The sequence below is a fragment of the Plantibacter sp. Leaf1 genome (assembly GCF_001421315.1).
GTDB lineage: Bacteria > Actinomycetota > Actinomycetes > Actinomycetales > Microbacteriaceae > Plantibacter.
The window spans coordinates 2,082,734-2,105,943 of sequence record NZ_LMJX01000002.1 but is presented as its reverse complement, the minus strand read 5'-3'; the positions used below and the strand labels follow the sequence as shown (position 1 = coordinate 2,105,943).

General features: G+C 70.9%; 16 protein-coding genes. 3 read left to right on the top strand and 13 right to left on the bottom strand.

Annotated elements, in window-relative coordinates:
* Window positions 1-29: 29 nt before the first annotated feature.
* Window positions 30-806 carry a hypothetical protein gene (locus ASE44_RS12190; protein WP_056780163.1) on the top strand — a complete coding sequence of 259 codons (777 nt, stop codon included), beginning with the start codon at window positions 30-32 and terminating at the stop codon, window positions 804-806.
* 51 nt (window positions 807-857) lie between these two features.
* On the opposite strand, the gene ASE44_RS12185 is transcribed toward ASE44_RS12190, so the two are convergent.
* From ASE44_RS12185 to ASE44_RS12160, 6 genes are all read right to left on the bottom strand, one after another.
* A complete protein-coding gene (locus ASE44_RS12185; RefSeq protein WP_082455987.1) occupies window positions 858-1,997 on the bottom strand; it encodes a Gfo/Idh/MocA family protein in 1,140 nt (379 codons plus the stop codon).
* On the bottom strand, window positions 1,994-2,773 hold the full coding sequence (locus tag ASE44_RS12180; protein WP_056009885.1) for a ThuA domain-containing protein: 780 nt from the start codon (window positions 2,771-2,773) through the stop codon (window positions 1,994-1,996). The genes ASE44_RS12185 and ASE44_RS12180 overlap by 4 nt, the downstream gene beginning before the upstream one ends.
* 59 nt (window positions 2,774-2,832) lie before the next feature.
* On the bottom strand, window positions 2,833-3,714 hold the full coding sequence (locus tag ASE44_RS12175) for a carbohydrate ABC transporter permease (RefSeq protein ID WP_056780160.1): 882 nt from the start codon (window positions 3,712-3,714) through the stop codon (window positions 2,833-2,835).
* 15 nt (window positions 3,715-3,729) lie between these two features.
* On the bottom strand, window positions 3,730-4,728 hold the full coding sequence (locus ASE44_RS12170; RefSeq protein ID WP_056009881.1) for a carbohydrate ABC transporter permease: 999 nt from the start codon (window positions 4,726-4,728) through the stop codon (window positions 3,730-3,732).
* Window positions 4,729-4,733: 5 nt separating this feature from the next.
* Window positions 4,734-5,993 carry an ABC transporter substrate-binding protein gene (locus tag ASE44_RS12165; RefSeq protein ID WP_082455986.1) on the bottom strand — a complete coding sequence of 420 codons (1,260 nt, stop codon included), beginning with the start codon at window positions 5,991-5,993 and terminating at the stop codon, window positions 4,734-4,736.
* A 100-nt stretch (window positions 5,994-6,093) separates the two neighbouring features.
* Window positions 6,094-7,302 carry a Gfo/Idh/MocA family protein gene (locus tag ASE44_RS12160; protein ID WP_056781160.1) on the bottom strand — a complete coding sequence of 403 codons (1,209 nt, stop codon included), beginning with the start codon at window positions 7,300-7,302 and terminating at the stop codon, window positions 6,094-6,096.
* Between the two features lie 183 nt (window positions 7,303-7,485).
* On the opposite strand from ASE44_RS12160, the gene ASE44_RS12155 reads away from it, so the two are divergent.
* Window positions 7,486-8,523 carry a LacI family DNA-binding transcriptional regulator gene (locus tag ASE44_RS12155; RefSeq protein ID WP_235522596.1) on the top strand — a complete coding sequence of 346 codons (1,038 nt, stop codon included), beginning with the start codon at window positions 7,486-7,488 and terminating at the stop codon, window positions 8,521-8,523.
* On the opposite strand, the gene ASE44_RS12150 is transcribed toward ASE44_RS12155, so the two are convergent.
* Window positions 8,513-11,095: a bifunctional lysylphosphatidylglycerol flippase/synthetase MprF gene (locus ASE44_RS12150; RefSeq protein WP_056780157.1), complete on the bottom strand. Its 2,583-nt coding sequence runs from the start codon at window positions 11,093-11,095 to the stop codon at window positions 8,513-8,515. The two genes, ASE44_RS12155 and ASE44_RS12150, sit on opposite strands and share 11 nt — an antisense overlap.
* 255 nt (window positions 11,096-11,350) lie before the next feature.
* On the opposite strand from ASE44_RS12150, the gene ASE44_RS12145 reads away from it, so the two are divergent.
* Window positions 11,351-12,742, top strand: a complete 1,392-nt coding sequence (locus ASE44_RS12145; RefSeq protein WP_056009877.1) for a glycine--tRNA ligase — start codon at window positions 11,351-11,353, stop codon at window positions 12,740-12,742.
* A 97-nt stretch (window positions 12,743-12,839) separates the two neighbouring features.
* Here the strand turns inward: ASE44_RS12145 and ASE44_RS12140 are convergent, their stop codons facing one another.
* The 6 genes from ASE44_RS12140 to ASE44_RS12115 form a co-directional block, all read right to left on the bottom strand.
* Window positions 12,840-13,583 carry a dienelactone hydrolase family protein gene (locus ASE44_RS12140; RefSeq protein WP_056009875.1) on the bottom strand — a complete coding sequence of 248 codons (744 nt, stop codon included), beginning with the start codon at window positions 13,581-13,583 and terminating at the stop codon, window positions 12,840-12,842.
* A gap of 191 nt (window positions 13,584-13,774) precedes the next feature.
* Window positions 13,775-15,406: a beta-N-acetylhexosaminidase gene (locus ASE44_RS12135; RefSeq protein WP_056780154.1), complete on the bottom strand. Its 1,632-nt coding sequence runs from the start codon at window positions 15,404-15,406 to the stop codon at window positions 13,775-13,777.
* 25 nt (window positions 15,407-15,431) lie between these two features.
* A complete protein-coding gene (locus ASE44_RS12130; protein ID WP_056009871.1) occupies window positions 15,432-15,782 on the bottom strand; it encodes a hypothetical protein in 351 nt (116 codons plus the stop codon).
* Window positions 15,783-15,971: 189 nt separating this feature from the next.
* Window positions 15,972-17,714 (bottom strand): DUF5605 domain-containing protein, encoded by a 1,743-nt coding sequence (locus tag ASE44_RS12125; RefSeq protein WP_056780152.1) that lies wholly within the window; start codon window positions 17,712-17,714, stop codon window positions 15,972-15,974.
* 120 nt (window positions 17,715-17,834) lie between these two features.
* Complete coding sequence (locus tag ASE44_RS12120; RefSeq protein ID WP_056780149.1) at window positions 17,835-20,663, bottom strand: family 78 glycoside hydrolase catalytic domain; 2,829 nt, start codon at window positions 20,661-20,663, stop codon at window positions 17,835-17,837.
* Window positions 20,660-23,137, bottom strand: coding sequence for a beta-glucosidase (locus ASE44_RS12115; protein ID WP_056780146.1), 2,478 nt, complete (start codon window positions 23,135-23,137; stop codon window positions 20,660-20,662). The genes ASE44_RS12120 and ASE44_RS12115 overlap by 4 nt, the downstream gene beginning before the upstream one ends.
* Between the last annotated feature and the right edge of the window lie 73 nt (window positions 23,138-23,210).

Sequence of the window (23,210 nt, the reverse complement as noted above, 5' to 3'; positions counted from 1 at the left end):
GGATGGGCGTGGTCTGCGAGGATGCCGGGATGGGCGCATGGGGTACGGCGATCTTCTCGAACGACACGGCGTCGGACATCCGCACGGAGTACCGCGAGTTCGTGCAAGACCGGGTGCCCGACGAGGAGGCGACGCGACGGACCATCGCCTCCTTCGCCCACCTGGTGGACCGCGACGACGGTGAGCTGTGGATCCCGCTCGCGGCGGCGCAGAGCGAGGTGGGGCGACTCGATCCCGAGGTGCGGGCGCGGGCGATCGCGGCGATCGATCGGGGAGCCGACCTGGAGCTGTGGGCGGAGGCGGGCCGGACCGAACTCACCCGCCGCACCGCCGCCCTGCAGCGCCTGCGCGAGCAGCTCCTCGGCCCGCAGCCCGCGCCGAAACGCCTCCGCCGATCGTGGCGCCATGTGGAGGACGACCTGACACCGGGCGACGTCCTCGCGTTCACCGCACCGAACGGACGGACGGCGCTGTTCCGGGTGGTCGGCATCCACCGGTCCCGGTACGGCGACTCGCCAGAGCTCGACGTGCTCGACTGGGTGGGCGAGCACGTGCCCGAGCCGGAGACCCTGTCGAGGATCCGGGCGAAGCGTGCGCCGGCCTCGGGCAACCTGCCGGAGCGGCCGGTCGTCTGGCAGCCGAATCGCTTCCGCAAGACCGACCCGGTGTGGCACGAGGCCGGCTTCGCCCGCGTCGCGCGCTTCGCGGGGTGGCCGAGCAGGGCCGCGCGGACGCCGGGTCACTCCGGCCTCTGGCGGGCCTTCAGCCTGAGCGTGGCCCGCAACCTCCAGGACGGCACGTGGTGAGCTGAGGCGGATCGTCGTCCGCAGCACGCGACGACGACGACCCGCCCCACCTCAGCTGGTGGGGACGAGCGCCGCTCGGACGTCGTCGCGCGGTTCGGCCTCGAGTGCCTGCACGTGCGCCTGGGCGAGCACGTCAGCGATGGACACCCGCGCGCCGGTCTCCGCGGACCGTACGGCGGCCTCGACCATCGCGAGGCTCAGGACGTTCGCATGGACCTCGCCCGAGGGGACCCGTCCCGTCCGGATCGCTCCGACGAACTCGACGAGCGAACCGGCGATCTCCTCCGGCACGTCGGCTTCGAGCGTCGCGGTCTCGACCTCGGCGGCTACCCCGTCCGTCGGCGCGAGCTGCCGCCGGGGCGCGGAGTCGCCGTCCCAGACCGCGGTGCCGTGCTCGCCGTTGACGCGCCAGTTGCCGTTCCACGACGTCTCCACGCCGTCCGCGCACCAGCTGCCGCTGTAGGTGTATCGGACACCGTCTGCGAACTCGAAGACCGCGGTGGCGGCGGCGTCGGCCGAGAACCAGCTCCAGGCGGGGTTGAACTCTTCGCAGTACACGGCGATCGGGTCGCTTCCGAGGACGTAGCGGGCGGCATCGAAGGCGTGGATGGCCATGTCGACGAGCAGCACGTGCGGCATCTCCTCGCGGAACCCGCCGAAGTGCGGCGCCTTGAAGAACTCGGTGGTCGCCGAGCCCAGGCGGCCGAGCGAGGCGACCTGCTCCCGGAATGCGGCGATCGACGCGTAGTAGCGGCGCGACTGACTCGTCATCAGCAGCTGTCCGCTCGCCTCCGCCGTGGCGGCCAGGGAGAGCGCCTGCGCCACCGTGGGCGCGATCGGCTTCTCGCACAGCACGGGCAGCCCGGCGAAGAGCGCCTCGGTGTTCACCGGATGGTGCGCGGCTGGCACGGTGACGTTCACGACCGCGTGCGCCCCGGTGGCTTCGGCGACGACCGACACGCTGGTCCCGACGACGACACCGTCAGGACCCACCTGCAGCCCGGCCTCGGCGACGGCCGACTCGGCGAGGGCCGTGTCGAGGTCGACGACGCCGACGAGCTCCGTGTCGGGGTTCGCGAGGATCGTCCGGAGCCAGGCCCGGCCCATGCCGCCCGCGCCCACGAGGACGAGCCGCACCGGGGCCGCCGCGTCGGCGAGCACCGCGAAACCACCGTCGACAGGCGCACTCATCGTTCGAGCGCTCCCTCGTAGCCGCGACCGTTGTAGAAGTCCTCGGTCTCGTACCGCAGGAGGACCGGCACCGCGCGCTCAGGCCGCAGCGTGTGCGCCCACCGGACGCCGTTCGCGAGGACGCGCCGGACGTGCTCGTGGTGGTAGACGGGGTAGTCCTGGTCGCCGGGGGAGAAGAAGAAGATCTTGCCGAAGCCGCGCTTGTAGGTCATGCCGGAGCGGAACACCTCGCCGCCCGTGAATGTGGAGAGGAAGATCAGCTCGTCGGGGGCCGGGACGTCGAAGAACTCGCCGTACATCTCCTGCGCGGGGATGATGAACGGGTGGGGGACACCCTGGGCGATGGGGTGGGTCGGATCGACCGTCCACACGATCTCCCGATCCTCCTCCGACCGCCACCGCAACGTGCACGTGGTGCCCATGAGCTTGCCGAAGATCTTCGACCAGTGGCCGGAGTGCAGCACGAGCAGCCCCATGCCGGCGAGGACGTGCTGGTGGACCCGTTCGACGACCTCGTCGGCGACCTCGTCGTGCGCGGCGTGACCCCACCACACGAGCACGTCGGTCGCGGCGAGGACCTCCTCGGTCAGGCCGTGCTCGGGTTCGTCGAGCGTCGTGGTGGTGACGACCGCGTCGGCGCCGAGGTGCTCCTCGATGCCCTCCTTGATGGTGGTGTGCATGCCGTCGGGGTAGATCGCGCGGACCTTCTCCTCGATCTGTTCGTGACGGTTCTCGCCCCAGACGAGGACGCGGACGGGGGTGGTGCTGTCGGACATGGTGGTGCTCCTTCGAGGATGCGTTGCGTGGTCGGAGAGGGTGTCTGCGTGCTGGTCGGTCATTTGACGGCGCCGCCCGTCGCCCCGGCGGCGATGAAGCGCTGGGCGATGACGAGCAGGATGATGGCGGGCAGGGACGAGAGGACCGCGGTCGCCATGACGGCGCTCCAGTTCGACACCTGCGAGCCGAGGTACTGGTAGATCCCGAGGGTCACGGGGCGCACGTCCTCGGTCGTCGTCAGGGTCAGCGCGAACAGGAAGTCGCTCCAGGAGAACAGGAACGCGAACAGTCCGGCGGTGATGAGCACGTTGCGGCTCACGGGTAGGACGATCGAGACGAACGCCCGCACGAGCCCGGCGCCGTCGACGCGTGCCGCCTCGACGATCGAGGGCGGGATGGTCTGCATCGACGCCCGCAGGATGAGGATCGCGAACGGGATGGCGTGGGACGCGTCGGCGAGGATCAGCCCGGGGATCGAGTTGAGCAGGCCGAGGTCGTTGTAGGCGGAGTACAGGGCGTTGGCGATCACGATGCCGGGGATCATCTGCGCGATGAGGATCACGAGCAGGGCGACGCTGATCCACCGGAACCGGAACTGGGCGAGCGCGTAGGCCGCGGGTGCGGCGATCGCGAGGGTCAGCACGACGGTCCCGAGCGAGATGACGAGGCTCGTCACGAGGTGCCCGCCCTGGTCGGCGATCGCCTTCTCGTACCCGGCGAAGCTCGGGTTCACGGGGAAGAAGTCGCCGGTGAGGGTGTTGCCCGACGGCTGCAGCGACGCGTTCACCATCCAGTAGACGGGGAAGAGCATGATCGCGAGGATGAGGACGCCGAGGACGGTGGAGCCGAGGCGCCGTCGGTCGCCGCGGCGGCGCGACGGGCCGACCGGGGCGAAGCGACGGGTCTGTCGGCCGCCGGTCACGATGCTGGTCGTGGTCATGAGGGGTCGGTGTCCTTACTCGTCGACCGCGCGTCGGTTGACGCGGAGGTAGACGATCGCGAAGAGGAGCGAGATGACGATCAGGATGTTGCTGAACGCGGCGCCGACGCCGAACTCGAAGTTCACGAACGACTCCTGGTACGAGCGCACGGACAGCGTCTGGGTGGCGTTCGCCGGGCCGCCGTTCGTCAGGCCGAGGATTATGTCGAGCACCTTGATCGTGTAGACGACGCCGAGCACGAGCACGACGCTCACCACCGGGCGGAGGTTCGGCCACGTGATGTGGCGGAAGGCCTTCCACCCCGTCGCGCCGTCGAGCGCACCGGCCTCGTACAGTTCGTCGGGGATGTCCTGCAGGCCTCCGTAGAGGATCGTGACGTTGAACGGGATGCCGATCCAGATGTTCACGAGGACGACCGCGAACAGGGCGACCGAAGGACTGGTCAACCACGGGACCCCGCCGAGGCCGATGGTGCCGAGGGCGGTGTTCAGGACACCGCTGTCCTGATCGAGGATCGACCGCCAGGTGGCGCTCGACACGATCAGGGGGAGGAGCCAGGGGAGCAGCAGCATCGCCCGGAGGAACGAGCTCAGGGGGAAGCGTCGCTTGAAGAACACCGCGAGGGCGAGCCCGATCACGAACTGACCGGCGATGGAGCCGACCGTGAACAGCGCCGTGTTGAGGAGCGCCGGGGTGAACAGCTGGGAGCTGAACACGGTCACGTAGTTCGCGAACCCGACCCACGGTGCCTCGCCCGTGAAGAAGGTCTTCGTCGTGTACTCCTGGAAGCTCATCGTCACGTTCTTGACGACCGGGTAGCCGAAGAACAGCACGATGTAGAGCGCTGCCGGGGCGACGAAGCCGAGCTTGACGAGGTCTTCCCGACGGACGCGTCGGCGCCGGCGGGCGGCCCCGGCAGGGGTGCGCTTCAGGGGCGCACCCCCGTCGGTGCCGTCGGGACGTCGGTCGGTCTTCCGGTCCTGGAGCGAGGCTCCGGCGATGCCGCTGCTCATCGGGATCAGCCCGCGGCCGCCTGCTTGAACGCCTCTTCAGGCGTCGCCTGCCCGGTCAGGGCGAGCTGGATGGCGGTGTAGATCTCGGTCGCGGCCTCGGGCCACTCCTCGCCGAGCTCACCGGTGCGCGAGCGGGCGTTGGCGACCTGCTCGGTGAACGCGGCCATCTCGGGCACCTTGGCGACGTACTGCTCGGCCAGGGCCGTCTTCGTCGGGACGGTGAAGCGGGCCTCGGCGAGGGCGAGCTGGTTCTCGTCGCTCGAGATGCACTCGACGAACTTCGCCGCCTTCGCCTGCTTGTCCTTGTTCCCGGTCACCGGGACGGTCCAGACCTCGCCACCGAGCGGGGCGACGGGCGTCTGACCGGCCTTGTTCACCGGAACCTGCACGCTGCCGTACTTGAGGTCCGTGTCGGCGCTGAGGGCCGGGATCTGCCACGGGCCGTTGATCATCATCGCGGCCTTGCCGGCCATGAACTGGTCGTTGACGTCGGCCTGCGACCAGTTGATGACGCTCTTCGACGCGGAGCCGGAGTCCACGAGGTCGACCTGCAGCTGCAGGGCCTCGGCGACCGCCGGCGTGGTGAGGTCGGTCTCGTCGCCCCCGTTGGTCCACATGAACGGCAGGAACTGCCAGCTGCCCTCGTAGGTGGCGATGGAGCTGAACGCGAGCCCGTAGGTGTCGCCCTCGGTGAGTGCGGCCGCCGCTGTCTTCAGCTCGTCCCACGTGGTGGGCGGGGTGATGCCCTTCGCGGCGAGGAGGTCCTCGTTGTAGAAGAGGCCGAGGGTGTTGACCGTCGGTGCGAGGCCGTACACCTCGCCCTCGTAGCTCGCGGCGTCGAGGATGCCCTTCGCGAAGCCGGAGGTGTCGACGTCGTAGTCGCTGAGCGGCGAGAGACCGCCGGTCGCCGCGATCTCCTGCACGTCCGGGTTGTCGAGCATGAGCACGTCCGGCAGCGTCTTGGACGACGACTGCTGCAGGACCTTCTGGATGAGGTCCTTGCCGGGGACGTTCTCGCGCTTGATCTTCACGTCGAGCTCCGTGGCGCAGCGGTCGAGGGCTTCGCCGACGAGGGTCTTGTCCGGCTCGTTGTTGTAGTAGTCGAGGATCGTCAGGGTGTCGGCGTCGCCGCCGGCCGCAGCGCCACCGCCGCCGCTGCACGCGGTGAGGGCGAACGGGGTGATCGCGAGGATCGCGAGCGAACCGAGCACGTGCGGCCGCCGGATGAGGCGCTGCTTCGTGTCGCGGGTGGTCGTGGATCGCATGTCATGGCTCCTTTGCCTGGTGAGTGGTGATCGTGGTGCGGTGCTGATCGTGGTGCGGTGGATGGTCGTCGGATCGGTCGGTGGTGGTCGGGCGGGGTGGTCAGTGATCGAGCGTGACCCAGCCGGCGTTCGCCGCGGCGCTCTCGGCGACGGCGGTGAGGATGCGCTGCACGCGGAGGCCGTCGGCGAAGCCCGGCTCGGGTCGCCGGCCGGCGGCGAGGTCGCGGGCGAGGTCGGCGACCTCGTGGACGAAGGTGTGCTCGTAGCCGAGGCCGTGCCCGGCCGGCCACCAGGCGCCCGCGTAGGGGTGGCCGGGCTCGGTGACGAGGATGCGCCGGAAGCCGGCCTCCTCCGCCGGGAGGGTGTGGTCGTGGAACTCGAGTTCGTTCATGCGCTCGAAGTCGAACGTGATCGAGCCGTCGGAGCCGTCCACCTCGAGGCGCATCGCGTTCTTCCGGCCGGTGGCGAAGCGGGTGGCTTCGAACGTCGCGAGCGCCCCGCCGTCCGTCCGGCCGATGAACACGACCGCGTCGTCGACGGTGACCGTGCCGGTGCGCGGGGTGGCGGCGGTCGCGGTGGCTCTGAGGCCGCTCGACGCGTCGGGGAGTGGACGTTCGGTGACGAAGGTCGAGCTGAGGGCGCTGACCCCGGTGAGCTCCTGCCCCGTCACGAAGCCGACCAGGTCGATGATGTGGGCACCCAGGTCGCCGAGCGCTCCGGAGCCGGCCTGCTCGGCGTCCAACCGCCAGACGAGGGGGAAGTCGGGGTCGACGATCCAGTCCTGCAGGTACTGCGCGCGGATATGGCGGATGGTGCCGAGCCGGCCGTCGGCGACGAGGCGCTGCGCGTAGGCGAGTGCCGGGGTGCGGCGGTAGCTGAAGCCGACCATCGCCTGCACGCCCCGGGTCGCGGCGCGTTCGGTGGCCGCGACCATCCGCTCCGCCTCCTCGAGTGTGTTGGCGAGCGGCTTCTCGCAGAGGACGTGGATGCCGGCGTCGAGCGCGGCGATCGCGATCTCGGCGTGGAGGTGGCCCGGCGTGCAGATGTCGATGACGTCGACGTCGCCCCGGGTGAGAAGGGTGCGCCAGTCGGTCTCGACGTCGGCGATGCCGAATCGGTCGGCGAAGGCACGGGCGGCTCCGGCGTCCCGACCGCTGACGGCGACGAGTTCGACGCCGGGGCCGAGGTCGAAGAACCGCGGGGCGGTGGTCCAGGCCTGGGCGTGGATCGATCCCATGAAGCTGTATCCGACGATCGCGACGCGGAGCGGCTGCGCCGGACGGTCGTCGACGGTGGTGGCTGCAGGCATCTTCGCGGCTCCTTCGCCGGTCGAGGTCGGATCGCGCACGGCCGGAAGTTAACCGGTTTACTGCGCGCTTCGGAAACCAGCATGCCTGCGTCTCCGTCCGCCGTCAAGGACGAATTTAACCGGTTTACCGAATCGTGATCCGTGAGAGACTTGCCGGACACCAGAGCACGTGAGCGGGGACCCATGGCAACGATGCGGGACGTCGCGCGGCTCGCCGGAGTCTCCGTCGCCACCGTCTCGTTCGTCGTCAACGACTCCAAGCCCGTGTCCCCGGCCACCCGCCTCCGGGTCGAGTCGGCCATGGTCGAGCTGGACTTCCGACGGAACGCGGTCGCCAGGGCGCTCGCGAGCCGCCGTACCCGCATGATCGCGCTGCTCTTCCCCGTCCTGCAGCACCGCCTGTCGGACACCGCGGCCCGCTTCTTCACCGGTGCCGCCGAGGCGGCCTCCGAGCTCGGGTACACCGTGGTCCTCTGGCCGGAACCGAGCGACCCCGAGGCCCTCCGTGGACTCACCTCCGACGGCCTCATCGACGGCGTGATCCTCATGGAGGTGCGCCTCGACGACCACCGGGTCGACCGGTTGCTGGCGGCGCGGACCCCGCTGACGCTCATCGGCCGCACCCGCGACCCCTCCGGCCTCGACTACGTCGACGTCGACTTCGAGGGCATGGTGGAGCAGTCGATCGACCGGCTCCAAGAGCTCGGGCATCGGGAGTTCGTCCTCGTCGAGGAGGTGGAACGCGAGGGGCTCGACGGTTACGGCCCGGTCGTGCGCGTGCAGGAGACGTTCCACGCCGTCTGCGACGAGCGCGGCCTCCGCGGCCGGACCCTCCGGTGCGCCCCGGACCCCGCCGGCGGTCGCGCGCTCGCGGCGACCCTCGTGGCCGAGGCTCCCGAGGTCACGGCGATCCTCGTCCTCAACGACCGGGCTGCCCTCGGGCTCGTGAGCGAACTGGGCAAGCTCGGCGTCTCGATCCCGGATGAGCTGTCCGTCGTCCTCATCGGCTCGACGCGCGAGGTGTCGGAGGCGGCCGATCCGGCGCTCGCCGTCACCCTGCTCCCCGCCACGGAACTCGGACGCATGGGGGTGGAGACGCTCGTCGGCCGCCTCGACGGCACGCTCGGCGAGCTCCGTCACGAACTCGTGAAGGGTCCCTTCCTCGAGGGCGAGTCACTCGCCCCACCGCCGGTGGCGGGGCAAGCTCGGCTCAGCGGCTGAGGGTGCGGACGAGCGCGATGGCCTCCTTCGGGGAGACGTCGGGGAGGTAGGCCTTGCCGACGGCCGTGCCGATGATCGGGAGCGCGAGCGGGTCCGAGTAGGTCATGTAGATGGTCTCGTACGTCGGGTTGAACTTCGCCTTGAACCGGAACAGCGAGGAGAACCCGTACGCGGGCTCGAGGGTCTTCGCGAGGAAGTCCATCAGGCGCGTCATCGCGGTCGCCGGCGGTGGCGTCTCACCCGGCCGGAGCGGTTTCGTCGCCAGCGGTGCGCCGGAGAGCGACAGCACCTCGACCCCCGTCTCGCGCATGTGCAGCGCGGCCGAGGCGATGAGGAACTCCATGACCCCGTTCAGGCTGCCGTCGGCGCGGCGCATGAAGTCGATCGTCCACCCGACGACGCGGCCGTCGCGGTACGACGGCAACCAGCTCGTGATCGCCTGCAGACGTCCGTCGGGCCCGATCGCGAGCATGAGGGCGACCTCCGGGTCCTTCAGCTCCTCCATGCCACCCAGCGTGAAGCCCATCTCCGGGAGCTCCTTCTCCGCCACCCACTGCTCGGAGATCGACGTGATCTCGTTGACCATCGCCAACGGCAGCTCGTCCCAGGTGGTCCAGAGCGTCGTCAGCCCCTCCTTGATGCCGCGGTTGAGCGCCTGCCGCACCTTCTGCCACGGCTTGCCCGTGAGTTCGAAGGTCGGCGGGTGCATGAGGGTCTCCTCGCCGACCGACATGACCTGCCAGTCGAGCTCCGCGAACACCGGCAGGTACTGCTCGTGCACGCTGTAGAACACCGGGATCCAGCTGTTCGCGTCGCAGAACTCGGCGAACCCGCGGATCGTGGAGCGGCCGTCGGAACCCGGCGCGATCGGATCGGACATCGTGATCGCGATCCCGTTGATCACCCGGTAGGCGACCGCGCTGCGGCCGTCCTCGGCGAACCAGTAGTCGTTGCCCGGCCAGGTCGCCATGAACCCCATGGTGCCGCCGCCGCCCTGCTTGAGGAGCTGCCGGATGCGGGCGCCGTCACCCTGGTGCGTCGTCGGCCCGGTCGCAGCGAACAGCCGGAGCATGGCGAGCAGGAACACGGCCCAGAAGATGGGGCCGACCCACTCGAACGCGAACACGGTGAGCCCGTCCGTGGGGAAGGTGGGGCTTCCGAGCGAGCCGAGGAACACCCCCGGCAGGAACCGTCGCGGCACGTCGGAGAGGAGGGTGGCGAGGCCGGCCGGCTCCGGGAGGAACGTGGCGCGGTTGATCCACCCGATGAGCAGCTCGCCGAGGAGCAGCACGACGAACGCGAAGACGACGGTGAACACGAACTCGCGACGGGCGTCACGGGGCGCCCGCACCTGGAAGTGCCGGCGCTGGGCGATGAGCAGGAGGGCGAGCGCCAACGGGACGACGAGCGCGGCGGCACCCCAGAGCAGGATCTCCCACAGGTCCGTCCCGTTCTGGTCGAAGCGGAGCGCGTACACGAACGCGAACGCGCCGATGACGGCGAGGGCGAACTTGACGACGATCGTCAGGATGAGCGCGAACCGCCGGCCGTTGCGCAGGCCGATCGCCGCGACGACGAGGAGCACGAGCGGCACGAAGGTCAGGACGAGGGACCCCGTCCCGGCCTGGCTGGCGATCGCGATCTCACGGTTGCACTCGTCGGTGAAGCTCGCGGCGCACCGGCCCATGACCTCGTCGTAGTCCGGGACGGTGTCGCTGAACACGTTCCCGAGGTAGGAGAGCAAGCCGATCGCGTTGGGGGAGATGATCGAGATGAGCGGCCCGATCGCCGACACCGAGATCGTCGCCGCCAGCAGGGTCCTCGTCTCCTGGTGCGAGCTGCGGTTCCAGCGGGTGCGCTGCCGGCCCAGGGCCCGCGCGAGCACCCGCCCGAGCACGAGCCCGAGCATGGCGGCGATCAGCCGGTACACGTCGGTCGTGTCGCCGTTGTAGAGCACGAACATGAGGATGAACCCGATCGTGATCACCCGGATGCGCCGCCGCCAGAGGGGGAGGGCGAAGGCGCTCGCCGCGAGGAGGGCGCCGACGATGCCGACGAAGGGATCGAGGGTCAGGTCCAACTCGACGGTGATCGCCCAGAGTTCGCCGATCGCGGCCCCGATCGCCTGCAGGCCGATACCCACGAGGGTGCCGGCGACCCCGAGGACGAGGAAGGTCCAGAGGGTGCGCCGCGAACCCATGAGGCGTTCGGCGACGCCGAGCAGCCCGACGGCGCCGAGGACCGCGAACACGAGTTGGAACGGGTCCCAGGCGATCACGAGGGCGCTGAGCGGCGTCCACCAGTGCCCGGCCTCGACGGTCGTCGCGAACCCGGCGGCCCACTGCTCCTGGACCGCCGTGGAAGCGGGGCCGGTCGCCGTACCGGTCAGGACCGCGAGGACCAGGATGATCGCCGCGAGCCCGAAGCTCACGGGTGTCCCGCGGACGAACCGGACGGCCGACGTCTGGAAGCCCGCGAGCCGTGCTGCGGTGCGTGATCGCCGCGACTCCGTCGATGTCGTGCCCGTCGCTGTGGGAGGTGTGCCCGTCCCCGGTGTCTCGCTCGAGCTCATGATGTCCCTTCCGCCGTGCTGTCCGGCGTGCCACTCCTCACGATCATGGCCTGCGGGGAGCTGACTTGGCGAGTCCGCCGGGCGGCTTCACGGCGGAGGCGCGCGCCGATGGGCCACGGGGTGCGCCCGCCGCTCTTGCCTCGGTTTGGTGGTGCTCAGCGACGCGCCCGTAGGATTGGAGGGTTCCGGGAGCGGGCGCCAGCCAGGCGTCAGCACCGCAGACACCGCCGCGATCCGCGGCATGGAGAGGCCCACATGGCAGAGCAGTCCCGACTCGATTCCGTCGTCACCCTGGCGCAGCACCGAGGGTTCGTCTTCCCCTCCGGCGACATCTACGGCGGAACCCGGTCGGCGTGGGACTACGGGCCCCTCGGCGTGGAGCTCAAGGAGAACATCAAGAAGCAGTGGTGGAACGCCTTCGTGCGCGGCCGCGGCGACATGGTCGGTCTCGACTCCGCCGTCATCCTCCCCACCGCCGTCTGGGAGGCGTCCGGCCACGTCAAGGTCTTCAGCGACCCGCTGACCGAGTCGCTCATCACCCACAAGCGCTACCGGGCCGACCACCTCTTCGAGGCGTACGAGGCCGAGCACGGCCACCCGCCGGAGAACGGCCTCGCCGACATCCCGGACCCGGAGCACCCGTCGAAGATCGGCCAGTGGACCGAGATCCGTCAGATGTCCGGCCTGCTGAAGACGTTCCTCGGTGTCGTCGACGACGAGTCGGGCCTGCACTACCTGCGCCCGGAGACCGCGCAGGGCATCTTCACCAACTTCTCGAACGTGCTGCAGACGGCGCGCAAGAAGCCGCCGTTCGGCATCGGCCAGATCGGCAAGGCGTTCCGCAACGAGATCACCCCCGGCAACTTCATCTTCCGGACGCGTGAGTTCGAGCAGATGGAGATCGAGTTCTTCGTCGAGCCCGGCACGGACGACGAGTGGCAGCAGACGTGGATGGACCTCTGCTGGGCGTGGTTCATCGACCTCGGCATGACGCCCGACAACATCCGTTGGTTCGAGCACCCGCAGGAGAAGCTCGCACACTACTCGAAGCGCACCGTCGACATCGAGTACAAGTTCGGCTTCGCCGGCAGCGAGTGGGGCGAGCTCATGGGAGTCGCGAACCGCACCGACTACGACCTCAAGGTGCACGCCGAGAGCTCCGGCAAGGACCTCAGCTACTTCGACCAGGCGAAGAACGAGCGGTACATCCCGTACGTCATCGAGCCGTCGTTCGGCCTGACCCGTGCGCTCATGGCCTTCCTCGTCGACGCCTACGAGGAGCAGGAGCTGCCGCCGAACGCCAAGGGCAAGATCGAGAAGCGCACCGTGCTGCACCTCGACCCGCGCCTCGCGCCCGTGAAGGTCGCCGTGCTGCCGCTGTCCCGCAACGAGGCGCTCTCGCCGCTCGCCCGCCAGATCGGCGACGAGCTGCGCGGCTCCTGGAACATCGACTTCGACGACTCGGGGGCCATCGGTCGCCGCTACCGCCGTCAGGACGAGATCGGCACCCCGTTCTGCGTCACGGTCGACTTCGACTCCCTCGAGGACAACGCGGTGACGGTCCGCGACCGCGACAGCATGCAGCAGGAGCGCGTCGCGATCGACGAGCTCTACGCGTACCTCGCCACGCGCCTCAAGGGCGCGTAGGCCTCCACCGCTCCACACGAACGCCCGCTCGCCCATGTTCGGGCGAGCGGGCGTTGCTTCGCCCAAGAATGGGCGAACGGAAGCGGATCGCTCGGGGCTAGGCGTTGCCGAGCGAGGTGTCGAGGAACGCGAGGGTCTTCACCCAGGCGTCGGCGGCCGCGTCCTCGCGGTAGGTGATCGTGTTCGTGTCGTTGAAGAACGCGTGTCCGGCCTCGGGGTAGACCGTCGCCGTGAACTCCACGCGGGCGTCCTCCATCGTGGTCGTGAGGTCGGGGAGGCTCTTCATGAGGTCCTCGTCCTGGTCGCCGTAGAACGCGAGCACCGGGCAGGCGATCGACGTGACGGCCTCGGGCTCCGGCGGGTACCCGTAGAACGGGACGGCGGCACGGATGCGGCGGTCGGCGGCCGCGAGCGCGAAGCTGTACCCGCCACCGAAGCAGAACCCGACCACGGCGACGCGTCCGTCGACACCGTCCTCGTCGAACAGGACGTCGACGGCCTTGCCGAGGTACCCGAGCGCCTCCTCGGCGTACTCCGGCGACTTCGACACCGACAGCGCCTCGCGGAACCGCGGCTGCGCGGCCGTGCGGGTCGCCTCGTCGCCACTGAAGACGAGCTCCTGCAGCTCCGTGCCGATCTCGGGCGTGACGCCGGCGCCGCTCAGGATGTCGGGCGCGACGACGATGTAGCCCTCCGCGGCGAAGCGGTCGGCGACGTCGATGATGTGCGGGACGAGCCCCCAGATCTCGTGGATGAGGACGAGCCCGCCGCGGAGTTCGACGCCCTTCGGCGGGTCGGCACGGTAGGCGGTGACGCCCTTGGTCAGCGTGATGGTGGTCATGTCGCCAGTGTTCCAGCCGACCCTCCGCGACACCTGGGGGTTGCGCTGGGTGGACAGTGGGCGTGCGGGCGCCCTTCGACAGGCTCAGGGACCGGGGCCCTTCGACAGGCTCAGGGACCGGCGTGCCGGCTCAGGGACCGGGGCCCTTCGACAAGCTCAGGGACCGAGGGGCAGGCTCGGGGACCGGCGCGCTAGGCGCGGATGTCCTTCGTGAGCTCCTCGACGAGGGCGGCGCGCTGCTCGCGCGTGGAGGGCCGGCCCTCGGCGTCCGGACGTTCCTGCCACGGCAGCGGACCCGTGGCCCGCCGGTACTCGACGCCGAGCGCGTCGAGCCGTGCCAGGTGCTGCCCGAGACGTTCCTCGAAGCCCGCGAGGTCGCGGTCCCGACCGACCCACGCCACCTCGGCGAGGGCGCAGAGGCGCGGATAGGCCTGGTAGTCGATGACCCGTGCCGAGTCCATGTGCTCGGTCCAGATGTTCGCCTGCACGCCGATGACGTGCGCGCCCTCCGCCTCCGTCAGCTCCGCAGGCACGGGTTCGAAGGTGTAGACCTCGGCGACGGTGAGCGGCGGGCCGACCGGGATGGGCTCGCGCGGGTCGTCGGACTCCCGGTAGTCGAGGTAGACGCGGTCGTCCGGGCAGGCGATGACGTCGTAGCCCTGGCGCGCGGCCACGACCGCACCGAACTCACCGCGCCACGAGGCGACGGTCGCGTCCTTCGGCAGCCCGCCGCCCTCGAGGATCTCGTCCCAGCCGTAGAGCCGTCGGCCGGCGGCGGACAGGTGCGTCTCGAGCTGACGGATGAACCACGCCTGCAGTTCTTCGACCGAGGCGAGGCCGCGCTCGGTCATGAGGGCCTGCGTGCGCGGGCTCGCGGCCCAGCGGGTCTTCTTCGCCTCGTCGCCGCCGACGCCGATGAAGGTGGAGGGGAACAGTTCCATCACCTCGTCGAACACCGTGCGGAAGAAGTCGACGGTCGGCTCGCCCATGTCGAGGATCGCCTCGTTGATACCCCAGCGCGTCCACACCGACGGCTCGTCGGGGTCCTGCGCGACGTCGGGGACGGCGAGTTCCGGGTAGGCGGCGATGATGGCTCGCGCGTGGCCCGGCAGGTCGACCTCGGGGACGACGGTGATCGAGCGGGCTGCGGCGTAGGCGACGATCTCGCGGAGATCGTCCTTCGTGTAGAAGCCACCGTGGGGCCGGCCGTCACCCGGTGCGTGTCGTGCGGCGCCGTGCTGGCTCTCCGTGCGCCAGCCGCCCACCTCGGTGAGCTTCGGGAAGGCGTCGATCTGGATGCGCCACCCCTGGTCGTCGGTGAGGTGGAAGTGGAGGACGTTGAGTTTGTGCCGTGCCGCGAGGTCGATGAAGCGGAGGACGTCGGCCTTCGGGAGGAAGTGTCGTGCGACGTCGAGCATGACCCCGCGCCAACCGAAGCGGGGTGCGTCCTCGATCGTCGTGGCCGGGACCGTCCAGTCGACACCCGGCACGAGCGCCCGGCGGTTGACGGCGGGCGGCAGGAGCTGGGTGAGGGTCACCGCTCCGGAGAAGGCGCCGGACGCGTCGGACGCGACGATGTGCACGCCCTCCTCGCTCACCGTCAGGCGGTAGCCACCGGCGGGCAGGCCGTCCTCGTGGATGAACGCGATGCTGTCGGTCCGCAGGTCGATGCGGGCGTCGAGGTCGTAGCCGGTCGACGCCTGCAGGACCTCGCGCAACCAGCGGCTCGCCGCCGTGAAGCGACGGTCGCCGCCGAGGCCGGTCGTGTCGCGGAGCGTGAACGCGCCCTCGTGCTGCTGGACGGTCGTTGGCAGGGGAAGCATCGATGGTCTCCTCGGGTGGACGTGCTCAGGCGCGGGTGTCGACGAGCGTGGTGAGGCGGTCGGCGATCAGCGTATCCGAGACGACCGTGAGCGGTGACTGGCCGGCTTCGGCGGCGAGGTCGGCGATGCTGCGACCGACGAGCTCATGCAGATCGGGGTGCGAGACCTGGGCGATCCGGACGGTCGACCAGTCGATGCGCTCGGCGACGGGCGGTTCGGCGAAGGACCGCTCGAGCTCGGCGATCACGGCGTCGTCACGCAGGCGGTCGAGGACCGCGTCGCCCCCGCCACCGGTCACCCAGCTCGGCAGCAGCGCCGTGAGCGCCGTTCCTCGGAGGACGCTGCGCAGCAGGATGGTGCCGGTTCCGTCGTCCATGGGTCGCACTCCAGTCGTCGAGCGGTTGCGCATACCGCAACGCAGGTTGCGCGAATGCCCGACAACTGTAAGTGGTCCGAACAAACCTGTCAACGGGGGCACTTCGACAGGCTCAGCGACCGGATGGGGCGGCTCAGCGAGCGGGGAGGGCGGCTCAGCGACCGGGTGGGGCGGCTCAGCGACCGGAGGTCACTCCACGCGGCGGAGGCGCACCGCCATGAACTGCCGGCCGGGGAGGTCGACACGGACGGTCCCCGAGAACGTGCCGGGCAGCGTCTCCACGGTCATGTTCCAGGTGTCGAGCACGTCGACGTGGAACTCGCCCTCCGGAAGGAACACGTTCCGGAACCGCGGACGGTTGAACCCGAAGTACCCGATGACGTAGCGCCCGGCGACCCCGCCCCACGGCACGTCCCAGTCGCCGGGGAGCGGGTCGAGCACGCCCGTCGGGGACTCGGCCGAGATGCGCTCGAGGAAGGCGATGCGATCCGGGCTCGAGCCGATGAGCGGTCCGCCCTTCGACCAGAACAGCTCCTCGCGCTCGTTGAGGTACGTCTCCCCGTGGCCGACGTAGCCGCCGCGGATCGCGCCCTCCCAGAACCGCCGCACCATCTCCTCGCCGGTGATGTTGCCCCAGCCCTGGTCGATGTCGCCCTCGTACGCGCACTCGTCGATGACGATCGGCTTGCCCCACTGCTGCCGCCAGAGGTCGGTGTTCTCGGCGGTGCGGTACACGTCCACCCGCTGCACGCTGCAGTGCGTGATCCACGGCTTCGTGTAGTCGTAGAAGCCCTGGCAATTGTGGATCGAGTTGAGGTGCCCGTGCGGGTCCTCGTCGCCGACCACCGCGGCCAGGCGCTCCCAGTCGTCGGTCGTCTTCGCCCAGAGCAGGTCGTACTCGTTGGCCATCGACCACCACACGTTCGCGAAGGCGGCGAGTCGGCGCACCGCGTAGCGGAGGTACCGCTCGTCGACGGCCGGGCCGAGATCGGCGAAGCCCCACCGGTCGTAGGCGTGGAAGAGGATGAGGTCCGCCTCGATGCCGAGCGCCCCGAGCTGGGCGATGCGGTGCTCCAGATTGGCCCAGTACGTCGGGTCGAACCGCTCGACGTCGAAGCCCTCGGCCAGCGAACCGACGACGGGGAACGACGTGGGTTCGTTCGCGTTGTAGAGGTACGACTTGGGGAACACGCACATGCGGATCTTCGTGAACGGCGCGGCGGCCAGGGCGGCGAGCGTCGCCTCCTGGAGCTCCTCCGTCTGGTGCGTCCAGGCGTACGCGGTCGTCCCGAGCGGGCGGTGCCGGGTGCCGTCGGCGTGCGCGAAGTGGAACCCGTCCACCCGGACCGGACCGTGGTGACCCGGCTCGGCGGCGCCGACCGTCACCGTCCCGGTGATCCCGTCGAGCGATCGCGCGGTCGAGGTCGTGGTGAACGTCCACTCGCCCGGCTCCTCGGCGAGCAGCCGCACGAGGTACCGACCGTCGCCGTCGTAGAAGCCGCCGACGGTGAGCTCACGCGCGCCGTTCGTGAACGTCGCGCCGAGCTCGACGTCGACGAACGGGTTGCCGTGCGACGGACCCTCGAGGCGGACCTCGACGACGCCGTATTGCGGGACGGTGCCCGGCACGGTCACGGCCGCCGAGCCGCGTTCGACCTCCTCGCCCTCGTAGCCGGTGTCCGGCTCGATCGCCTGACCGTAGGGCGCTCGGGCGTCCGGGCCGTCGTCGACCTCGGCCAACGCCGCCCACAGGCGTTCCTTCGCCTCGTCGTCGGCGAGCTCGGGGACGATCGCCGAGAGCTGGCCGAGGCGGATGCTCGTGAACTGCTTCGCCATCGGCGATGCCGCGATCCCGGGCAGGAACACCTCCAGGACGGCTCGGCCGGCCGGGCTGGTGAGGACGTCTCCGAAAGCTGAGCTGCGGTCGAACATGGATCTCCAGTGATCAGCCGAACAGGTCGGCGGTGGGCGAACGGTGGTGCGCGCGGTGGTGCTGTCGATACGGGTGGTGCTGGCGGTGCGAGTGTTGCACGTGAAACAGCCGAGTGGCGTTTATCGCGCAACCCCCGCGGCTGACGCGGTGGCCAGGGCGGCCGCGACGTCGTCGAGCATGGTCGGCGGCGTGAACATGAGGAGCTGCCGGACGGTCCGACCGCGGCTCCACTGCGTCCCTCGACGGATCTCGTCGGCCTTGGCCTGATCGTGCCGGGCCACGGCCGCCAGGAGGGCGTCGTAGGCGGTCGGCCGGTCGATGATCTCCGAGAGCGGCGACTCGAGGTCGAGTTCGACGGTGTCGTCGAGAGCGGTCGTCTCGACCACCGGCACCGTCCACTCGTACCGACCCGATCCCACCGTCTCCACCGGTGCACCGGGCAGCGCGACCGTGGCCGTCGTGTTCGGCGGGACCTCCGCCGTGACCACGAGTGACGAGCCCTCGCGGCGCCAGGCGACGGACGCCGGTCCGTACGGGGTGAGGTGTCGAGCTTCGGCGTGGTCGAGCCCGTCGATCGGCTGTGGGGCGATGCGCAGCTCCCGGTAGCCGGGCGCTGCGGGAGCGAGTCCCGCGACCGTGCGGTGCAGCCAGTCGGCGACGGCACCCAGGGCGTAGTGGTTGAAGGAGGTCATCTCGCCGGGGTTCACCGAGCCGTCCTCCAGCAGGCTGTCCCAGCGTTCCCAGACCGTGGTCGCACCCTTCGTGACGGGCGACAGCCACGACGGGTTCTCGGTCTGCAGCATGAGGCGGCCGGCGGCGCGGAGGTGACCGCCGTCGGTGAGCGCGTCGGTGATGAGCGGCGTCCCGACGAACCCCGTGCCGATGCGGTAGCCGTCGGCGCGCACGAGGTCGGCGAGTCGGTCCGCGAGCCGCCGCCGCACCCCGGGATCGTCCACGAGGTCGAACCGGAGGGCGAGGGCGTAGGCGGTCGGCGCGTCGGACATCATCCGGCCGGCCGGCGTCACGTACTCGGCGGCGAACGCGGCACGGCTCCGGTCGGCCAGGGCGCCGTAGTGCTCGGCGTCCGCCGTCTCGCCGAGGAGGGCGGCGGTGTCGGACAGGATCCGCAGCGACCTGGCGTGGTACGCGCTCGCGACGATGTCGGAGTCGACCCGGGCCTTCGCGGGCTGGTCCGGCGGCGCGCTCGGATCGAGCCAGTCACCGAGCTGGAACGTGTTCGACCACAGCCCGTCGGTGCTGACGCGGAGCACGGCCTCGACCCACGACCGCATGGACGCGTACTGCTCGCGGAGCACGCCGAGGTCGCCGTAGCGCTCGTGGAGCACCCACGGGACGACGGTCGCGGCGTCTCCCCACGCGGCGGTCGGACCGCCGCCGGCGAACCCGGAGAGCGCCGCCGGCACGACCATCGGGACGACGCCGTCCGCGTGCCCCTGCTCGAGCGCGAGGTCGCGCAGCCAGGAGTCGAGGAAGGCGGAGCTGTCGTAGAGGAAGCTCGCGGTGGGCGCGAAGACCTGGAGGTCGCCCGTCCAGCCCAGTCGCTCGTCGCGCTGCGGGCAGTCGGTGGGGATGCTGAGGAAGTTCCCGCGCATGCCCCAGACGACGTTCTCGTGCAGGCGGTCGAGCAGCTCGTGCGACGAGGAGAACCAGCCGGTGCGCGTGAGGTCGCTGTGGAGGACGACCGCGGTGACCGCCGACGGGTCGACGTCGCCCGGCCACCCGTCGATCTGCGCGTATCGGAAGCCGTGGAAGGTGAAGCGCGGCTCGAGGGTCTGCTCGCCGTCGCCTGAGAGCGTGAGGTGGTCGGTGGCCGCGGCGTTGCGGAGCGGTCGGAGGGCGAGTTCGCCCTCGTCGAGGACCTCCGCGTGTCGGAGGGTCAGGACCGTCCCGCGCGGACCCGATACCGTGACGCGGAGTCGGCCGACGAGGTTCTGGCCGAAGTCGAGGATGGTCGCACCGGACGGCGCCGTGAGCACCTCGGCCACCGCGCGTTCCTCGATGCGGCGGACGGGCGCGGCGATGCGGGCCTCCGGCACGGGGTGCGCTGCGTCGTCGACCAGGGCGGCGGACCACCCGGACGCGTCGAAGCCGGTGGTGGCCCAGCCGGGTTCGGCGAGCGTCGTGTCGATCGCCTCACCGGCGTAGATCCCACTGTCGACGAGGTCTGCGCCGTCCGCGGCCGACCAGCTGTCGTCGGTGACGATGGTCGCGGAGGTGCCGTCGGCGTAGTCGAGCTGCAGCTGGGCGGCGACGAGCGGCTGCTCCCCGTAGATGCGCTTCGCGAACTGGAAGAAGCCGTACCGTTCGGTGTACCAGGCACCGGCGACGGTCGCTGCGACGACGTTCTCGCCCGGCTCGATGAGCGCGGTGACGTCGATCGTCTCGTGCACGAGCCGGTCACCGTAGGCGGTCCAGCCGGGGGAGAGGACGTCGGCCGAGACGAGGGTGCCGTTCAGCTGCGGTTCGGCCGCGCCGAGGGCCGTCCAGACGAGGCGGGCGCGACGGACGGGCCGGTCGACGGTGAACGACCGACGGATGCGCATCGGCTGCGCGGCCCGTTCCGGTGCGGCCAGCCCGATGAAGCCGGCGGTCCAGGTGCCCTCCGCGAGGAACGCCGCCTCGACTGCGAGCGGTGCGCTCCACCGGGTCTCCTCGCCGCTCGTCGAACCGGCCCGGACCTCGAGGGTGCGGGTCGTGTCCGGCGACAGCGGCTCGAACGGCCAGGCGACGAGGACCGAATCGCGACCCTCCACCCGGGTGGTCGCGCCGGTGTCGTCCCGCAGCTCGGCCCAGGCCTGCACCCAGTCGGTGCCGGGCGTCTCGACCGTCCAGCTCAGGCGCGGGGTCGGCGTCGCGACCGCCGGGCTGTCGTCGCGGGCCTCCGCCCGCAGCCGCGCGATCCGCGCGCCGGTCGCCGCGGCCGTCATCGGACGGTCCCCGTGGCGATCGGAACGACCGTCTCATGGACGAGGTCGACCACCGAGGAACCGATGCGGAGCGTGACGTCCCCGGCCTCGACCTGCCAGCCGTCGGCCCAGTGCGCGAACACCCGAGCGGGCAGCGGGACCTCCCACGAGACCGTCTCGCCGGCCTCGGCGCGGACCACGGCGGATCCGACCAGCCAGCGCACCGGGCGGTCGACCGCGGAGTCGGCGCGCTCCGCGTACACCTGGACGACGTGCTTGCCGGCGCGCTCGCCGGTGTTCGTCGCGGTGCCGGCGAGGCGGGCGGTCCCGGCGTCGACCGCGCCGGAGACGGTACCTTCGTCGATGGTCCAGTTCGTGTAGCCGAGGCCGTGACCGAACCAGAACGCGGGCTGGGCGCCGGAACGCAGCCACGCCCGGTACCCGATGTGGATGCCCTCCTCGTAGCGCAGCACGCCGTCCACCGGTGTGACGTCGAGGACGGGGACGTCGTCGAGCGACGCGGCCCAGGTCGTGCTCAGGCGCCCACCCGGTTCCGCGACACCGAGGAGGACGTCGGCCAGGGCGTTGCCCATCTCCTGGCCGCCGAACCACCCGAGGACGACGGCGGCGACGTCGTCGCTCCAGGGGAGCAGGACGGGGGCGCCGGAGTTCACGACCACGACCGTGCGCGGGTTCACCGCGGCGACCGCGCGCACGAGCTCGTCCTGGCGGCCGGGCAGGGAGAGGTCGCTGCGGTCCCAGCCCTCGGACTCGACCTTCGCGTTGGTGCCGACGACGACCACCGCGACGTCCGCGGTCCGAGCCGCCTCGACGGCCTGCGCGATGAGGGCGTCGGGGTCGGAGTCGTCGGGGGCACGACCGACGGTCACGCTGATCGCCCCGAGGCCGTTCTCACTCGGGGTGAGGTCGAACTCGGCCCGGATCTCGACCGGCACCTCGGCCTGCGCGGAGAAGGCACCGGTCGCCGAGGGCGGAGCGAGGAGTGCGGCACCGAGATCGTTGCCGACGATGACGGGCTGCTCGTCGACGAGGAGGATGCCGTCGACGAAGAGGCGGCCGTGGAGGCCCGTGGCGAAGCCGAGCTTGAGCTGCTCGGAGGTCTCCGGCGTGTACGTGGTCGTGAGGACGAGCTGCGCCGCCGTGCCGATCGGGGCGTCGCCGCCGAACCAGACGAGCGCGGTGGAGCGGCGGTCCTCGGCGAAGAGCTCGGAGCCGTCCGCGTCGACGAAGGAGGCGAGCAGCCCGGGCTGACCGGTGCGCGGGTTGGTGAGGCGGTCGAGCGGCAGTTCGGCGACGCCCTCCTGCACGATGGCCCCGACGGCGTAGTCGATCGTCGCGTCGGGGAGGGCGAGCGTGAGGCCCTCGAGCGGGCTGACCGTGTGCTCGGGGAGCACCGTCGCGCTGCCGCCGCCCTGGGTGCGGGAGTCGCGGGCGTTGTGCCCGATGACGGCGACCCGGTTGAGGGAGGCTGCGTCGAGCGGCAGGGTGCCGTCGTTGGTGAGCAGCACCACGCCCTCGGTCTCGGCCTCCCGGGAGAAGGCGACGCCGTCGACCGGGGCCGGGGCGAGCGCCTCCTCGCCGAGCGCGCCGACGCGTACCGCGAGCGCCAGGAGTCGGGCGACCTTGCGATCGACGGCGGCCTCCTCGACCCGGCCGTCCCGTACGGCGGCGACGAGGGCGTCGCTCCAGGCTGGGGCTGGGCCGGGCATGGCGAGGTCCTGCGAGGCGGGCGCGGAACCGAGGCTGCGCACGCCGGTCCAGTCGCTGACGACGACACCGTCGAAGCCCCACTCCGAGTTGAGCGGCGTCTCGAGCAGCTCGTTCTCGCTCATCGTGACGCCGTCGACGGAGTTGTAGGCGCTCATGATCGCCCAGGTGCCGGCCTCGGTGACGGTGCGTTCGAACGGCGCGAGGTAGAGCTCGCGGAGGGCGCGCTCACTGGCCCGCACGTCGACGGTGAACCGGTCGGTCTCGGAGTCGTTCGCGACGTAGTGCTTGGGGGTCGCGGCGACCCCGTTGTCCTGCAGCCCGCTGACGTAGGCGGCGGCGAGTGAGCCGGTGAGCTCCGGGTCCTCGCTGAAGGCCTCGAAGTGCCGGCCGCCGAGGGGCGAGCGGTGGAGGTTGATGGTCGGGCCGAGGACGACGTCGACGCCCTTCCGGCGGGCCTCCGCGGCGGCGACCGCACCGTAGCGGTAGGCGAACGACGGGTCCCAGGACGACGCCAGTGCGGTGGCCGACGGGAGGTTGATGGAGGGCGACCGCTCGTCCCAGACCGGCCCACGGACGCCGGCGGGCCCGTCGGACAGGACCATGGCGCGCAGGCCGATCTTCTCGAGCGGCACCGTCGTCCAGAAGTCGGCACCGGAGACGAGCGCGACCTTCTCCTCGAGGTCGAGGCGGGCGACGAGGGCGTCGATCGCGTCAGTGTCGACGGGCTTCGTGGCGGCGGCGTGCCGGGGAGTGGTGATGGTCATGCGATGTGGGTCCGTTCTGGGGTGGCCCTTCGACAAGCTCAGGGACCGGGTGTGGGTCTCAGGGACCGGATGG